General features: G+C 44.5%; 13 protein-coding genes. 9 read left to right on the plus strand and 4 right to left on the minus strand.

The genetic code is table 11. The annotated features are described in order from the left end of the window. The 9 genes from ENN47_02695 to ENN47_02735 all read left to right on the plus strand — a co-directional run. The coding region (locus ENN47_02695) for a polysaccharide export protein (GenBank protein HDP77095.1) at window positions 1-1,436 on the plus strand (1,436 nt) is incomplete at its 5' end. A gap of 12 nt (window positions 1,437-1,448) precedes the next feature. Then, complete coding sequence (locus tag ENN47_02700; protein ID HDP77096.1) at window positions 1,449-2,111, plus strand: capsular biosynthesis protein; 663 nt, start codon at window positions 1,449-1,451, stop codon at window positions 2,109-2,111. A gap of 14 nt (window positions 2,112-2,125) precedes the next feature. After that, entirely contained in the window at window positions 2,126-4,336 is a 2,211-nt protein-coding gene (locus ENN47_02705; GenBank protein HDP77097.1) for a polysaccharide biosynthesis tyrosine autokinase, read from the plus strand. 110 nt (window positions 4,337-4,446) lie between these two features. After that, window positions 4,447-7,221, plus strand: a complete 2,775-nt coding sequence (locus tag ENN47_02710) for an O-antigen ligase family protein (protein ID HDP77098.1) — start codon at window positions 4,447-4,449, stop codon at window positions 7,219-7,221. A 59-nt stretch (window positions 7,222-7,280) separates the two neighbouring features. Continuing rightward, the gene (gene metG, locus ENN47_02715; protein HDP77099.1) at window positions 7,281-9,188 is read left to right on the plus strand and encodes a methionine--tRNA ligase; all 1,908 of its coding nucleotides are present in this window, start codon (window positions 7,281-7,283) and stop codon (window positions 9,186-9,188) included. Between the two features lie 22 nt (window positions 9,189-9,210). After that, a complete protein-coding gene (gene gyrA / locus ENN47_02720; GenBank protein HDP77100.1) occupies window positions 9,211-11,637 on the plus strand; it encodes a DNA gyrase subunit A in 2,427 nt (808 codons plus the stop codon). Between the two features lie 31 nt (window positions 11,638-11,668). Next, window positions 11,669-12,295: a repressor LexA gene (gene lexA, locus ENN47_02725; GenBank protein HDP77101.1), complete on the plus strand. Its 627-nt coding sequence runs from the start codon at window positions 11,669-11,671 to the stop codon at window positions 12,293-12,295. Window positions 12,296-12,318: 23 nt separating this feature from the next. Then, window positions 12,319-12,780: a ribose 5-phosphate isomerase B gene (rpiB, locus tag ENN47_02730; GenBank protein ID HDP77102.1), complete on the plus strand. Its 462-nt coding sequence runs from the start codon at window positions 12,319-12,321 to the stop codon at window positions 12,778-12,780. Next, window positions 12,777-13,739, plus strand: a complete 963-nt coding sequence (locus tag ENN47_02735) for a histone deacetylase family protein (protein HDP77103.1) — start codon at window positions 12,777-12,779, stop codon at window positions 13,737-13,739. Before rpiB ends, ENN47_02735 begins: the two co-directional genes overlap by 4 nt. Before the next feature lie 44 nt (window positions 13,740-13,783). On the opposite strand, the gene ENN47_02740 is transcribed toward ENN47_02735, so the two are convergent. The 4 genes from ENN47_02740 to ENN47_02755 are packed head-to-tail and all read right to left on the minus strand — an operon-like array spanning window position 13,784 to window position 17,859. Further along, entirely contained in the window at window positions 13,784-16,255 is a 2,472-nt protein-coding gene (locus ENN47_02740) for a hypothetical protein (protein HDP77104.1), read from the minus strand. Next, entirely contained in the window at window positions 16,245-16,808 is a 564-nt protein-coding gene (locus ENN47_02745; protein ID HDP77105.1) for a HAMP domain-containing histidine kinase, read from the minus strand. Before ENN47_02745 ends, ENN47_02740 begins: the two co-directional genes overlap by 11 nt. After that, complete coding sequence (locus ENN47_02750) at window positions 16,799-17,518, minus strand: PHP domain-containing protein (GenBank protein HDP77106.1); 720 nt, start codon at window positions 17,516-17,518, stop codon at window positions 16,799-16,801. Before ENN47_02750 ends, ENN47_02745 begins: the two co-directional genes overlap by 10 nt. A gap of 5 nt (window positions 17,519-17,523) precedes the next feature. Then, a complete protein-coding gene (locus ENN47_02755) occupies window positions 17,524-17,859 on the minus strand; it encodes an iron-sulfur binding hydrogenase (GenBank protein HDP77107.1) in 336 nt (111 codons plus the stop codon).

The raw sequence follows: 17,859 nt of genomic DNA on the forward strand, positions 1-17,859 counted from the left end.
CCGGTGGACTAACAGACAGAGCTGCAACCAACATCAAGATTAGTGATCATGACAGGGAGATTTTTTGGCTTGATCTTGTCGAAGGAAACGACGTCCCATTAACCGGCGGTCAAACTGTTTACGTGGCTGGAGATGATCGTTTCATATATGTCAGTGGTGAGGTCAACTCACCGGGCAAATACGAATTTGCATTAGAAGAGGAAATAACGATTCTGAGGATACTGGCAAGAGCCGGCGGGGAAAAGCCCTCTGCTTCTGATCAAATAAGGGTTTTGCTGCCGTCTGGAGAAATTCTCCCAATGAGTCTTTCTCAGATCAAGAACGAAGGAAAGGATGCCTCTATTGAAGCTGGCAGTACAGTTTTGGTGCCAAAACAGGTAATACGAGTCACCGTACTGGGCGCAGTTAACAACCCCGGCCTGTACACTTTCAATCTCGATGAGAGGCACTCTCTATCTGACGCACTGGCGAGGGCCGGAGGACTTATAGATGAGAACATCGTCGACAAGATAGCGGTTCAGGACGGCAAGCTCTATAGTGAATTCTCTACATCTGTCTTGCAGAGGCGAGGAGATTCACTTTCAGACAACTCGTTTGTCTATGTATCAAGCAAATCATCGATTTCTGTTACGATCCTCGGAGAAATCGCAAGGCCCGGAAAGTACGAAATCACTGGTACCAGGCCTTCTATAGCAACGGCAATTGCAGTATCGGGAGGACTTGATCAATCAGTGACTACGCTGAGCCTTGTGGGAAGTGATGGAAGGGTGCAGTTAATCGATGCGCGTAAAACTGAGGAGTTGGCCAGAAGCTACCTGGAAGATGAGGATACTATAGTTGCACTGAAGAACTATGAGTCTTTCATCACGGTGATCGGCGACGTGAAGTCACCAGGAGTGTTTTCGGTCTCGGAGTATGGGGATCTTTCACTTGCCGAACTTCTAAGTCTTGCTGGCGGCCTATCCAACTTCGAAACGAGCGGACGAATATTCATTTCTTCGGCAGGAAAAACCGAAGAAGTTGCCACTACACCAGAGGACTTCATCTCACTTGCTAGAAAGGTCGTTTCTCCGGGATCCACTATCTACGTGCCCTATTTAGAACCGGCCAGAGTATACGTTTTCGGTGAAGTACAGAGGCCGGGAGTAGTAAGATTCTATGAAGGAATGACTGCGATCGAAGCGGTCATAGAGGCAGGGGGTCCGACAAGCTATGCCGTGCTCGGTAACGCATTGCTATTCCAGAATCTTGAAGAGCAACCCCTTGTTCTTGACCTCGATCAGCAAAAAGGAAAGCCCGCCAAGGGCAGTGTCCCTCTTCTGCCAGGCAATATCATATTCGTTCCTCAATCATCGATCGTCAACATAAAAGATATAATGTCGATTGTTGCTTCATCCCTCAGCATAGTGAATTCTGCTGTTGGCATTTTCAAGTGAGGTTGAGTTGTATTGAACATTGATTCCCATTGTCATCTGCTTCCGGCAGTCGATGACGGTGTCGAAAGTATTCAGGAGTCAATTGCGCTCCTGAAAGAGATGAAAGCAAAAGGAGTCGAGAGACTATACTTGACGCCACATTTCTTGTCTCCAAGGAGTCAGACAGACACATCGGAGATCATGAAAAGGTGGAATGAATTTGAATCTGAATTGAACGCTCATTCAGTCGAGGTGATGCTTGGCTCTGAAATATTCCTACGACCCGAGGTTCTTGAATGCAACCTGATTTCTATGGGTGAATCAAATATCATTCTGGTTGAGCTGCCGACTCAGCAAAAACCTCATTACCTTTTCGAAGTGATAGAGAAGCTTCAAGTGAGAGGTTTCAGGGTTTTGCTCGCTCATGTGGAAAGGTATGAATACTTCTTCAAGAAAAGAGGATTCCTCTTAGGAAAGACGAAGGTTACAGAGGATATCTCAAAGCTTCGGGACATGGGAGTTCTATTTCAGGTAAACTGGAGCAGTCTTGATAGAGATCCAAAAGCCAAAGCTCTTGTAGAAGAGAGAATTGCCGACGTCACCGGAAGTGATAAACACAGAATGAACGACGGAAGACTACTTATCGATTTCAACGATGAGCGATACGGATTTTTTCTGAATCACTATTACCTGTAAATGGAGGTGCTTTCGTGAGCGAGTTCGAGGGTAGCGATTATAGGGAACTAACTCTTGAAGACATTTTTAGAATGTTTAAGAAACGAATGGTTCTTTTCGTTTCAATTGTACTGGCCGTGGTTGTTGTCACAGGAATTTACCTAATTTTCGCTACACCCATATATGAAGCAAGCGTCACCATCAAGGTTGATCCCACCTCTCAATCTTCAGTAGGTGATCTTTTCAGTAGCTCACTTACAGGAAGCTCAGGATCAAACATCTCTACGGAAGTTGAACTGATCAAGAGCAGAACAAATATTGAAGAGATAATTGAAGTTTTGGGTCTGGTTGACAGGGTTTATTCAGAAGAGACAAAGGCACGGCTACTATCGGAAGGATATTCAGAGCACGATCTTGTTACCTCGCTCACTCGGAATATTTCTTCAATGATCACCGTGTCACCTGTCAAGGACACCAGGATTGTCAGAGTCTCCGTACAAAACAAGGATCCCATTCTTGCAAGGGACATCGCAAATACCCTTGCAGATGTTTACAATACTAAATTGGCCGAACTGTCAAAAAGAGACCTGACAAGGAAACGAGAATTCATTGAAGCACAGATTCCACTTCTGGAGAGCGATTTGAATGAGGCTACCGATAAGATAAAGCAGTTCAAAGAGCAGACAGGCATCTATGTCCTGGACAAACATGCCGATCAACTCTTTCAAATGCTCAGCGGCTATGACAATCAATACAACGAACTTATGATCTCTGCTCAAGAGAAGAAGGCTGAAATCGAGACTTATCAGAGTATGCTCGATGACTTCGATAGTGATGATTCCAAAAGCATAAAGGCGCTTTGGGTGCAGACATCTGAGAGCTTTTCCGTCAATCCTGTGCTGACCAGTCTAAGGCAGAACCTTGCTACTCTTCAAGTTGAGCTCGCTTCGTTGGAGGAACAGTATCCAAAAACCGATCCAAGAGTGAGATCGAAAATCACGGAAATTTCGAAGACTGAAAGCCTGATTGAAGAGCAAATTCAGAATGAGTTCATAGTCTCCGGTCAGGGTATGACGTTGAATCCCGCGTACCAGCAGATAATTACCGGCGTCATCAGTTCAGAAGCTGGATTTCAAATCCTTCAAGCTTCAATTCAGGCCGTTGGACTTCTCAGGGATCAGTATCAGTCTGAACTGAGAAACCTGCCCGCAAAGGAGCAACAGCTACTCGATCTGGAGAGGCAAATAGCGGTCAAAGAGAGCCTGTACACTCTGCTTCTTGAGAGACTTGAAGAAGCAAAGATCAGTGAAGCTGCCGTAGTTGGAAACGCAGTTATTGTCGACCCTGCGACAGTGCCTCAGTCGCCTATGAAACCCAACAAGAAACTATCTCTGGCCATTGGAGGAGTTTTGGGGATCTTTCTTGGAATGCTTATGGTCTTCCTTGCCGAGTATCTCGACAAGACTCTCAAAACTGAGGAAGAAATCGAGAGATTCAGCAGGCAACCGATTATCGGTCGAATTCCAAATATTGAAGGCACAAGGGAAGAGATGTATGTCGAGAAGAACCCAACGGCGCCTTCTTCAGAGTCGATAAAGCTCGCGGCAAGCAACCTTTCTTTCACGATGGGCGAGGGAAAAACAGTGGCGGTTACATCGGTCCTTCCTACTGAGGGAAAGAGTTTTGTAATTGCGAATATTGCCTATTCAATGGCAAACAGCGGTCAGAGAGTAGTTCTGCTTGACCTTGATCTGCGTCGCCCCAGGGTCGAAAAGATACTTAAAGCTGGCAAGAGAACCAAGGGCGCAGTAGATGTAATAATGGGAACTGCATCGATTGATGACGTTGTCGAGAAATATGCTGAAAACATGGACTTCATAGGAGTGGGCAGTATTCCCCCGAATCCCACAATTGTTCTTTCATCGAAAAAGATCGACACTCTACTTTCTGAACTGAAGCAGAGATATGACAGGGTTCTTATAGATATGCCTCCTGCAGTTGTCACTTCCGACGTATCTCTGGTTGGGAACAAGCTCGATGGAATTGTACTTGTGGTGAGACCAGGAAGAGCGATAAAGGATGGTTTGAGGATAGTCGTCGAGAACTTGAAGACAGTCGGAGTCAAGATTCTTGGGGTAATAGTCAATGGAGTAGATGAGAAGAATTCAAGCTATTACTACCACTACTATTACTATTACAACGAAGAGGGAAAGAAACAGAAAAGAAGAAAGCGCAAAGAGAAGTAATCAGAAGGATCAATAATAAAGGCAGTCTCAAATTGGTTTTGTCGACGGAAGTCAACATAATCAGCCGTCCCATTTGAGAGCCGATTAAGTGGCTTAATGAGGTGGTCTAGATGACAGAGAAGAAACATCTGATAGATTTCGAAACCCTTGTTTATTTGATTTTGACATTATTCATCCCTTTATTTGTGACCAAGGGATTTACGCATGAGCCTTCAACCGGAAAACACCTTTTCTACGTTGTGGGCTTCGCTATCATCTTTCTTTCTATGGTGCTGAAAAAGAAAGAAATTTCCATCGAATTCGGGTTCGTCCATCTGGCGTTTTTCGGGATCGGAATCGCTGCTCTGCTCTCGCTGATTGTTGTGTCGATTGACAATCCTCAATACTTCAGGTATTCTCTGGAGATCGCTCTCTACATTGTCTTCCTCTCATTCACAGCCGTTTACATTTCTAACAAATGGGATACGGTTGAGAAAATCGAAATTGTAATGCTGTTCTTTGTCATTGGAGCGGCTGTTGTTGCCATAGATGCGCTGCTCAACTTCTATCTGGGATACGATATCTTTCTGGGAAAAGTGGGGGAACCATTTGCAAGAGCCTCCGCAAGATCAACAATTGGCAATCCAAACTTCGTATCCGATTATATGGGGATGACAATTCCCATGATATTCTATTTCATAATCTCTAGAAAACCACTTGGCCTGTTGCTCAAGAAACCTTCTGGACAGCTGATTCTAAAGAGCGTCATGGTGACTTTTCTGGTCCCGATGGTCGCTTCTGTATTTGTTTCTCAGACTAGAACTGTGATAACTGCAATATTCTTCGGAAACCTTCTCTTCTTGCTTCTCTATTTCTTTTTGAGGAGGGGAAAGAGACCTGAACCGCTTGACGATAATGAAAGCAAGAGATTCAAAAGACTTTCGCTGGTCTTCCTCCTAATAGCTTTGATAATCATTGCAGTGCTTTCGTATATGTATTTGACGCCTTCTCCTCTGTCTGGCGAGGGGAGAATCAATATTACTGCCAGGCTGGAATATGCGCTGACTTCATCGGGATCGTGGAATGAGAGGTTTTCGGCCTGGTACAACTCAGTATTTCAGTGGCTGGACGACAGTAACAAGTTGAGAATTCCCTTCGGTTCTGGAATCGGCACGTTCCAGCTCTACCATCTACTGTACAGCCCTCAGGTGCTGGAACATAACCCCGACTACATGCTTGTCTGGAACAATTTCAAGAGGACTCATAATGATTACGTTCAGGGTTTGGGAGAGATGGGAATTATAGGTCTCCTCTTCATCGTATTGATGGTCGGTCTGCTGGTCTTCAGGTACGTGAAGAATTTGTTCAGAATAGACAATAAGAAAGATCTACTGCTGTATGGCTCCCTGGGAGCGGGGATATTTTCCCTGGCAGTTCATAGCTTCTTCGAATTTCCTCTTCATATGCAACCGAATCTCATGCTCGCGATCTTTCTGGGATCAGTCGCTGTAGGGAAGTACTTCAATCCAGATCTCAAGAAGAAAAAAGCATCGAAGACTCTGACTACAGTTTTGCTTTTTGCTTTAGCGGCCAGCTTAATCTTTCTTAAGACTACAGCGTTTCTTGGGGAGGGGTTCTTCCGGACCGGACAGACCAATCAACAGTATTATCTTGCTTACTTCAATCAGGCGCAAAGTCTGAATCTTAATGCTCTCCAGCAAGCCAAGAGTGAAATTGCCAATTCTACTGGCAATTACTCATATCTGGCGGACGTTTCCAGCTATATGAATGTTAAGGGTACTGAGATCCGATCGAAGTATCCCGGCGCAAATCAAATAGAGCTTCTTGAGCAAGCAGAGAAAGAACGTCAGAATGAGATTAGGAGATTAACGGACGAAGTAGATAATCGTATCAACCAGTACAACTTCTACATTTCGAGATCAGCCGAATATTATGAACAGGCTATTGCGGATTTCAAACTTTCAAATAGACTGTATCCTGTATTTGGCAAACCCTTATGGTATATAGCTGGCCTGGGAACAAAGGCACAGCGACTTGAGACGGCTAGAGACAATTCGGAGCTCATGAAGTCGATCCTGACTGGGAAGGATGAGTACTCCTCTGACATAATACTTGAGTTCAAGGGAGATCCAGAAATAATCCCGGTTCATAGAACAAGCATTAGAACTCTTCCGTTCGCTGAGTTCTTCGAAAAGCACGCCTCGGTTTTCGATGATCCTGAACTTGTATCGGACTTGCAGCTTTACTTCATTACACAGATTCAGATGATACTCGACGCTGCCGACTACTATGAATCCTCAACAATATTATTTAGTGAGCGCCAAACCCCGAGGATTCTTGGACGACTCTACACTAGCATAAATAGTGAGCTTAAAAAATACTACAACTTCATAAATTCAAGAGAGAGCGTTATCAACTCGGCCTTCGGGGAGAGCGAAGAGTTCCGGCAGATTATTATTGATCTGGTATACGAAAGTAGCAATAGAGCTACGTACTGGTTTGATCTGGGAATTCATCTCCTTCCTGGCACTTGGAACAGATATCCAGATTGGGAGGACATTTACATCGAATACTTGAATTCGATCCCCTCTATCCTTGACACAGTTGAAGAAAGGAAACTGAAGATCCTCTCTATTGCAGGAAAACACGTTTGGGCCTGTGAGAACATGGGACCGGCAACTCCAGACGAGACACTGCAGTTCGCAGTTCAGTGGGGCAAATCGAATCTCTCTGGAGAAGAATTAAGTAGCTTCGAGCAAAATCTGAAAGATGTTTTCGAAAGAGTGGTCAATCTAAATAGGGATCTGATTGAGAAGTCGCCCAATCTTCCGGAAAATACTGTTGATCAGATACAAAGCTTAATCTCGCTCTTCGAAACGCTTTGAGCGTTTTTTTAGGTATACATTTAGCTAAGCAAGTGATATAATACTTCTGGAGGTGTCCTGTGAAGAAGTTCTATGTTACCACGCCAATATACTACATAAATAGCGAGCCTCACATTGGTTCTGCCTATTCGACAATAATTGCAGATGTGATTGCCAGATACAAGAGACTCTCCGGCTATGAAGTATTCTTCCTCACTGGCACAGATGAGCACGGTCAAAAGGTCTTAAATGAAGCTTTAGCGAGAAATATCAATACTCAGGAATACTGCAATATGATGGCCGACAAATTCAGAAAACTCTGGAAAGAGCTTGAATTGACGAACAATGGGTTCGTGAGAACTACTGATGAGAATCACATGAGAACCGTGCAGGAATTCGTCTCACGGCTGAAGCAAAACGGTGATATATATAAGGGAAGATATGAAGGGTGGTACTGCATACCAGATGAGACTTTCTGGAATGAGGAAGATCTGAAGGAAGGAAAGACCTGCCCAGAATGTGGTCGCGAAGTGAAATGGGTGAGTGAAGAGAACTACTTCTTTAGACTTTCGAAGTACAATGATCCTCTTCTCAAACTCTACAAAGAGAATCCCGAGTTTGTCCAACCGGATTTCAGAAGAAATGAAATGCTGAGAATTCTCGAATCCGGCCTGAAGGATTTGAGTATAACGAGAACGTCTTTCAATTGGGGAGTACAGATGCCTGATGATCCAGAACACGTAATCTATGTTTGGGTGGACGCCCTAATCAATTACCTCAGCGCCATCGGTTTTCCTAATGACAATGAGACTTTCGAACGGTTTTGGCCTGCCGATGTACATCTCATTGGAAAAGAGATCAATCGTTTCCACTCTATTATCTGGCCCGCAATGCTCATCTCTGCGGGGATACCTCTGCCAAAACAGATTTATGCACACGGATGGCTGACGGTAAACGGTCAGAAGATTTCAAAATCACTTGGTAACGCTGTCAGCCCAATGGCTTTTGTAAATATCTATGGAAACGACTCTTTGAGATATTACCTGTTGCGAGATATCCAGTTCGGTAGAGACGGTGACTTCTCTGAGGACAATCTAATAGGAAGAATCAATGCAGATCTTGCAAACGATCTGGGAAATCTTCTACATCGAACAGTTGTAATGATTCAGAAGTTCAACAAGGGCCGTGTTCCTGAAATGGGTATCGAAGATCCAATAGACGACACTCTTAGAGAGCTTGCTGAGCGCACATTTTCGACTTATACGGAGTCAATGGATCAGCTGAAGTTTACTCAAGCTCTGGAAGGAATTTGGGAGCTTATTCGATTTGGCAACAAATATATAGACTTGACCGAACCTTGGAAGCTCGGAAAGAATATTGAGAATAAAGAACGGCTAGACTCTGTTTTGCACAATCTGGTTCGTGTTCTGAAAAATGTGTCTCTTATGATAGAGCCCGTGATGTTCAAAACCGCTGGCGAGATTAGGAAGAGACTGGCTCTTGATGAGAAAATGACTCTCAAAGATCTCAATTGGGCAGACTTGCCTGCCGGAAGTGAAGTTCGTCATGGCGAGCCGATCTTTCCAAGAATCGATACTGAAAAACACAGGAAGGTGACAGAAGTGGAAAACGAACACAAACTGACAGAAGCTAAGGATAATGTTTTGATAAGCATAGACGATTTCTCGAAGGTTGAGCTAAGAGTGGCAAGTGTTGTTGATGCGGAGATTGTTCCCAAGTCGAGAAAGCTCTTGAGATTGCAGCTTGATTTGGGAGAATTCGGAAGGCGACAGGTAGTTGCTGGCATCGCTCAGTTCTACAGTCCAGACGAGCTAATTGGCATGAAAATAGTTGTCGTTGCAAATCTGCAGCCCGCCAAGTTGATGGGGATCGAGTCAAACGGGATGATTCTCGCTGCGAAGATTGGGGACTCGCTTTCGTTGCTTACTGTTCATAAGGATCTACTTCCCGGCGCAAAAGTTTCTTAACGACTAGAGGAGGATAACGTCTTTGCCTGAAGAGATAATTCACAAGAACATTGACGATGAACTGATTAATTCATATATGCTCTATTCAATGAGCGTAATCGTGGGTAGAGCTATTCCTGACTTGCGCGACGGTTTGAAGCCAGTACAAAGAAGAATACTCTTCGGAATGTCAGAGCTTGGTCTTCGCCATAACCAAAGTTTCAAGAAGAGCGCTCGTATCGTTGGGGAGGTCATGGGGAAGTTCCATCCTCACGGTGATGCTGCGATATACGATGCCCTTGTCAGAATGGCTCAATCTTTTTCAATGCGTTATCCCCTTGTAGAGGGACAGGGTAACTTTGGATCAATTGACAGAGATCCACCCGCTGCAATGAGGTACACCGAAGCAAGGATGCAATCCTTGTCTGAAGAACTGCTCCAGGATATCGATAAGAATACTGTCCCAATGCTGCCAAACTTTGACGGGTCTCTTTCTGAACCAGATGTGCTTCCAACCAAGATTCCCAATCTACTACTCAACGGTACGTCGGGAATCGCTGTCGGAATGATGACCAGCATTCCTCCGCACAATCTCATCGAGATTATTGAAGCCGTGAATCTACTAATTAGCGATCCTGAATGCACGGTTTCCGACCTCCTCAAATATGTCAAGGGACCTGATTTTCCGACTGGTGGCATGATAATGGACGCAGGATCAATCCCATCGATTTATCAGGAGGGAAAGGGCCGCATAACTGTCAGGGCAATTGCAGAGATTGAGGAGTCATCGGGAAGTTCTCAAATTGTAGTTCATGAGATACCTTACAACACATCGAAAGCAGATCTCATACAGCAAATCGTTAATGCCACTCAAAACCATCGCGATCTCCAGATAAGGAATATCAGGGACGAATCTGATCAAAAGGGACTAAGAGTAGTAATTGAGTTGAAACGAGGAGCCGACCCTAATGTCGTTCTCAATCTCCTGTTCAAGCACACCCAGCTGCAGACGACGTTCAGCGTTAACATGCTGGTTATTGACGAGAAGAAGCGCCCAAGAGTGATGAATCTCAAGCAAATTCTTCAGGGCTTTCTTTCTCACCGGTTCAATGTAATTAGAGCAAAGACTGAGTACGATCTTGAGCAGGCATCCAGAAGAGCACACATTGTTGAGGGTTTGACAAAGGCCACAAGGTCCATCGATACAGTTGTCGATATTATTCGCAATTCGGCAAATGCTGAGGAAGCTTCGAAGAATCTTATGGAGACTCTTGAAGTAACCCAGGAGCAAAGTTCTGCCATTCTTGACATGCGAATGGGAAAGCTGACAGGAATGGAAATCGAAAAGCTTCTCGGTGAATACAGAGATTTGGTTTCTAGAATCAACGAGTACAGATTGATTCTCGCGAGCGATGAGAAGGTTTACGAGATTATTCAGAAGGAACTCGGCGAGATTAAAGAGAAGTATGGTGATCCAAGGCGAACCAAAGTAGATCTGGGAAACGGAACGGATTTCAACATAGAAGATGTCATCCCCGATGAAGAAATCGTTCTTATGGTGACAAAGAAGGGCTACATAAAGTCAACTCCTCTCGAAAGTTACAGAAAACAAGGCAGAGGCGGTAAGGGTGTCATAGGAGTACGAACGGGTGAAGAAGATTTCGTGGTCAATATTCTGACGACTACGAGACTTAGCAAGACTGTTATCATAACTTCAAAGGGTAAAGCATACGTACTGAGCAATCACATAATTGATCACTCTTCGAGAGACTCAAAGGGAAAGCTCCTTGCAAATTACATAAAGATCGACCCCGACGAAAATGTCCAGGCCGTTCTTTCTACAAGAAGGGAAGAGGTTCAAGGAAAGTATCTCGTCATTACAACCCGTTCGGGCAAGATTAAGAAGACAGAATTTGAGGCCTTTCTTAATGTCCGTGTGTCCGGAATAAAGGCCATAGGGTTGAACGAAAGCGACAGGGTCATAGATGCATCGCTTACAACAAAAGAGAACGACACAATCATAATCTCTACGAAAAATGGGATGGTTATTAGATTCTCCCTTGAACAGGTACGTTCAATGGGCAGGAGCGCCGCGGGAGTGATGGGAATCAGGTTGAAGAAAAACGATGAGGTCGTCGGAGCAAACATCGTAGCGGCAGAAGATGAGAGGTATCTTCTCACTGCAACTCAGAAGGGCGGCGGCAAGAGGACTCACATTCCGGAATACAGATGTCAGAATCGGGGCGGCTTGGGAGTAAAGAACATTTATGGGCTGGAAAAGATCGGTCAAGTTATCGGAACTCTTGTGGTTACTGGGGATGACCAAGTGATACTTGCTACTAAATCAGGGATGTCAATAAGAATCCCCATTTCCCAGGTTAGACCAACTGGAAGAGTGACCAAGGGAGTCAGGATAGTGGATCTAAAGGAAAATGATATCGTTGCGACAATGGCTGTAGTAGTTGACTGAGATCCCGGCCGAGAATAGGGGGTGTCATGAATTGACGCTGACGGAGAAACAGAAGAAAATTCTGGAGTACATCGAGAACTTCATTAAGCTCTATGGTTACCCTCCAAGCATCAGAGATATCTGCAGAGATTTCGACATTTCTTCTCCACGCGGAGTGGCTAAGCATCTTGAGTCTCTGGAGAAGAAGGGCTACATCGAAAGAACAGGTGTCTCTCGTGGAATAAGAGTTCTTAAAAGTCCAGACGGCTCTTCATTGACACCTGGCGAAGATGTGGTAATGCTCCCTGTCATCGGCAATGTTGCTGCGGGCGAAGCAGTACAGGCTGTCCAAACGGAAGAAGAGAAGATACCAGTACCGCTTTGGATGATCAGAAGAGGATTTGAGTACTACATGCTGAGAGTCACCGGCAACAGCATGATTGAATCCCACATAGTAAATGGAGACTTCGTGATCATAAGAAAGCAGGAGTGGGCAAATAATGGTGATATTGTGGTGGCTTTGATAGATGATGAGTATGCTACTCTTAAGAAGTACGAAAATGAGGGACCGAAGATTCGACTTGTGCCTTCAAATCCGGAGATGCTTCCCATCGTCGTAGAAGCGAACAGAGTGAAGATACAGGGCCGGCTTTCCGGAGTCCTCCGCTGGTACAAGTAATTTCACAATTGAGGAGTCATAAGATGAAGATTGCGATTGGTTCTGATCACGCTGCATATGAGCTGAAATCCTATCTTGTAAGCGACTTAGAGAAAAAGGGTCACACAGTATATGATCTCGGTCCTGAATCAGGCACCTATTCGGTAGACTATCCTGACTTTTCTGAAAAGGTATGCGGATTAGTAACGAATGGAGAAGCTGATTTTGGTATTTTGCTTTGTGGAACTGGAATTGGGATGTCGATTGCGGCAAACAAGCACAGAGGAATTCGTGCAGCTCTATGCTTTTTCCCCGAGATGGCAGAGCTTGCCAGGAGACATAACCACGCAAACGTTCTTGTTCTCGGAGGCAGATTGATAGGTAGCGAACTGGCCAGTTGGATTGTCGATGCTTTTCTCAGTTCGTCAGAAGAAGGCGGCCGTCATAAGAAAAGAGTAGAAAAACTTGAAATTGAGGTCGATGAGAATCGGGTGACAGACAGTTGATGGTATTTTACGATAGAAGACATCTCTTTCATCTGCCAATGAAAGAGCTTGAAGATGGGATATGGATTGAGAACCCAGACAAACCGGAGAGAATTGAGGCAATTCGGAGTGCACTGGAATCCTCTGGATTTCAGATTAAGGAACCGCGTGACTATCATTGTTCTCATGTATACCAGGTTCATACCCCTGAATATGTTGAATGGTTGAAAGAAAAGAGCCTCTCGGTATCGAAGGACAGAGAATACTTTCCAGAGGTTTTTGGATATGATAAGCTTTTTGACACAGGGACCCCAGTTACTTCGGGCTGTTACCTTGGAGCCCTTGCATCCGTCTCTACAGCCCTGAATGCTGTTGATTCTATTCTTGAAAGCGAAGCTGTCTCCTACGCGTTATGCAGACCGCCCGGACATCATGCGGGGATATCGACTGGTGGAGGTTATTGCTACTTCAACAACGCCGCAATTGCAGCCAGGTATTATCAGAAACACACAAGGGGTTTTGTTGCGATTCTGGATGTTGATTTTCATCACGGCAACGGGACCCAGGAGATCTTCTATTATGACGACACAGTCTTCTATGTCTCAATCCATGGTGATCCAAAGATATTCTATCCTTGGATAAGCGGTAATCCATGGGAGATAGGTTCAGATTCCGGAGAAGGATTTAACATGAATTTCCCCCTTGCCGGTGGAACAGAAGGTCCTGAATACATGCGAACACTTTCAAAGGCCCTTCAGGAAATAGATGACTTTGCTCCAGACTTGCTCATTGTTTCCTTGGGAATTGACGGTCACAAGAACGACGGCATTGGCCACTTCAATTTGAACGATGAAGACTTCTCAATGATGGGTAGGCTCATCGGTGAAATTGACGTTCAGAAACTGATAGTTCAAGAAGGCGGATACAATCCAGTTGCCAACTCGTCTTCTGTTCTGAACTTCCTTCGCACAATAAGATGATTGTATAGAAAGAGCGCGGCTCCCGCCGCGCTCTTTTTCCTCTATCAGAAGGCAGGCCCGAAACCAAAGAACGGTGTCCCATAGTAAGGTTTTCCACTTGTCGAACTCTGATCGGCCAGATGGGTATTATATCCGTAACCCAGCCTAACCAGTCCTATCATCGGTATTGAGATATCCAAACAAAGACCGAAGTCCGCAAGGAAGTTGCCTCCAATAACATCTCCACCAGAGGTATTACGATAGAAAAGCAAGTCGCCAAACCCTACAATGTCTACAGGTATTGATGAAGCTTCTGGCGTAAGCGGATATCTTAATTGTGCAGAACCGACGGTTACCCCGTACGCGTTTTGGCCTATACTCTGTGAACCTCTTACCCTAATATATGTGTCGGGGCTCAACAAATAGCTCCTGAAGACCCCCTGCGGAGAAAGAGGAAACAACTGCTGAGTCCTTATTCTGAATCCGAGAACTGGATCTCCTATAGACATGAAGTTCCTGTATTCTGCATAACCAGATACAAATAACTTGTTTCCCTTTCCAAATATCCCTCTTACGTTCAAGCCTGCAAGGTACTCGCTTCCCATCGTCGGCCTCATAAGATCATCACGCGTCGTAAGCTCGTAGCTCAAACCCGTGAAGAGACCGTCAAAACTTTCGGATATGCTGCCAGTCTCCGTTCCCGTTGATGCCTTAGTCGCTGTGGAAACCTGACTCTCGGACATCAAGTATTCATAACCGGCAGTGAATCCGACTTTCTGTCCTGGTGAGATATTGTAGATAGGAGTCAAGGAAAACATGAACTCCGTTTCCTGCGATGACTTTTCAACTAGAGTATCCGTTGAATCGACAGTCGTATTGAATCCGGTAAACTTCAGTTTGAAGGCTGTATCGAGATCAAGACGAGAGTCGGCGATCTTCGGTATTGAATAACCGATCGTGGCATCGAAGGCAGGTCTTCTTGTAGTTGTTTCAGTTGCACCGTCGGTGACAACTATTTCTTTATTATTAGGCATGGGGAGCGTGACGCTGAGAGTAGTCGAAATGTTCTGACCGTAGCCCCAAACATTGAGAAGACCGAGATCCAGATAGAGATTCAGTCCATTCTGCCAGCCTCCTCCGCCGCCAATCTTGTTGTTCTTGTCGGTTTCCTTGAGCGTGATATTGACATCTAGCGCATCCGTACCCACAGGCACAGGAACGATGTCCACTTTGGAAAAATAGCCTGTATTGTTCAAGAATGCATAGGTGTTCCTGAGTTCATCTAAGGATAAAACCTTGCCCTTTTCTATAACTATCTTCTCGCTAATCAGATAGTCCTGTGTCTTCTTTGGACCGTCAAACTCGACCGTGATGTCTCTGACTTGCGGCTCCGTAATCTTGAGACTGAAGAAACCTATCTTCTCATCAATTGCCGGCTCGATTCTCATGAAGGGATACCCACTGTCGCTGTACATATCCTGAACAGCCTGGACAGCCTTCGTTGCGACTTCGTTGTCAACCTTCTGACCTTCGATAAGTCCTGTCTCCCGAAGAATTTCGCCTTTCTGGAGATTGACGTTTCCTTCAACAAAAACACTCCTGAGATTGAATTCAGACTTCACATATTCAACAGGTGTAAAGGTTATGCTCATCGACAACGCACTGTTTTCCTTGACCTCTTCGGGAAGAGTTACCTGCCTCACACTTTTCAAAGCATTGTTTAATGTCATGATCATTGCTTGGTATGTTAAGTCGTCAAGTCCCCACTGCCCATTCCGGTTGGCATAGTAAGTACTGTAAATTGTCTGAACAGCTGTGTTTATGTCTTCTATCTTGGGGACGTACTTTTTCTTTGAATTAATCCACCTTATGAGAATTGAAGTATCATAGTACTTCTTCAGGTAATCCATTTGCAACTTACTAGCAAGATAGGATTTTGCGTCATCGGAAATAGGTGCATCTATCGTAATTTCCCAGAGGAAGGACACTTTGACTTTGAAAGTTACCTTCACCCTGTCAGAAATGTTGCCTGAAAAGATGTCTGATCTGCTCTTGTCTGTTTCCCAATCCACTTTGACAAACGGTTCTATGTAACCATTTTCCCTTAGTTCAACTTCAATGGCTTCCAAAGTGAGCGGAATATCGTACATCAGTCTGGAGGGATTCATAGGCTTGCCACTTTTAATAACTGAGACAGACTCCAGAACAGATTCTTCAACGATTTTTGGTCCATCGAACGCGACTACAACATCCACTACGGGATACTCTTTTACCTGTATTGATAAAAGGTTAGACGATTCATCAAAAGAGTAGTAAACGTCGGAAAAATAGCCACTGCTCTTTACTCTTTCCAAAGCATCCCTGATTTCGGAATCGCTGATCTCTTTACCACGTTGAATGTTCAGCATCCCAAGAATTTCATTGTCTGAGATAACTCTGTTGTCAAGAATTGCTATTCTTGTGGGAATCATACCTGCTGCTACAAAAGCAGAGATCAGAACCAATGCAAAAATTACAAACAGTCTTCTAGTAGACATTCGATAAACCTCCCAGTGATATTTCTGCCTCTTGAAGAATACCTAGAATCATCTTCATTTTGACTGGAAAAGTGAAACAGTCGTTCCCCAAAGCTTCTCTAAACTGAGATGAAGAGAATGTGTAGCCATCTTCATCGAGGACTCTCTCTACTGTCCAGTCTACATCATCATTCATAGTAATTACAGCAAATAGAGTCGAAGGGATATCTCCCACAGGCTGACAATCAAAACTAGAGAGCAAGAAAGACGCAGTTATTTCCGTACCCGATCCCATTTTTGAGTCAATTAGGAATCTTCCTCCAGTAGCCTCCGCTGCAAATTTCAGCATTGGGAGTCCTAGTCCGAATTTCACTTTCTTTCTCTTCTCTGTAAAGAAGGGATCCAAAACAGCCTCAAGCAATTCAGAAGGAATTCCCTTACCCCAATCAAGTACTGAAAAAGAGAAACTACTTCCTCTCTTCTCCTGGATTCTTAGTTCAGCCTTCTTAGTTCCGGAATCTACTGCATTTTGAGCAATGTCAAGTATGTGATCGCATATTGTTCTCAGTCCCATATTATTTCCAACGCCTTTCCAAAAGAAAAAATCGCCGCCTGAAACTCTTTAAAACTCCTTGTATTCGCCGAAATGAACACAGTGGGTGCAATTACATTCAAACTGTGAGCATCGCTTGAATGAAGGATGTTTCTTGACTCAAAGCCTTTAGTTAAGGTCTTTCTAAAAGAGATCTCCATCGGTACCTCTCTATACTCCTCGGGGATAACTCCGAGCTGAGTTATAAGGCCCATCTTCCTGTCAACATGAGCCATAACTGATATCCCCCCGTTATCATGAACAGTTTCTAGAGTTTCTGAGATGCTCAGAGTAGTTGGTTGGCCAAGCCAGAATTCTTCCACTCCGGTAAAGGAATCATCATCATCGACGAACAACTGATAACCAGATATTTCTGGATCTACTGCAATATGCGGAAGCCTCTCCTTTCTAATCCAGTCAGAATAAGCCTCGGCCAGCGAAACCTCAGGAAAATACGCCAAAACATGAACGTCTTCAACTGTATGTACTTCTATACCAGGAATGAAAGACACTCCAGCTCTACTCAGAACTCTACTGAAAACCCTAACATTCCCGGCACTGTTGTGATCAGTAATTGAAACCCAATCGATCCCCTTTGACACGCATACTGATGCTATCTCGCGAGGAGTCATCGTGATATCTGCACAGGGAGATAGGCAACTATGAATATGAAAATCACAAAGAAATGGCAAATCGCTCAGCCTTTCAAACCACTTTTCATTAGTTTCAAAGCAAGATTGAAGGTTGTTTCATCACTTTCAAGAAGCACAACTCCCGTCTCGTCGGCTTTTCTTATCGTAGTTTCCTCAAAATGCAGACCATTACAGAGAACTATCGCTCTTGCTCCGACAATTGTTGCTACGGCAAGTATGTTCATATGAGACTGAACAGTCAACCAGATTGACTCCGACGGGGCGTTCCCCATTACGTCGCTAAGCAAATCTCCGATGTAAGCGTCTGATATGTCTGCCTCTAGAGGCAAGCTAGTGATCACTCTAAGTTCGCACTTTTCAACTAGTTTGTTCAGCTTCAT

Source organism: Mesotoga infera (assembly GCA_011045915.1).
GTDB lineage: Bacteria > Thermotogota > Thermotogae > Petrotogales > Kosmotogaceae > Mesotoga > Mesotoga infera_D.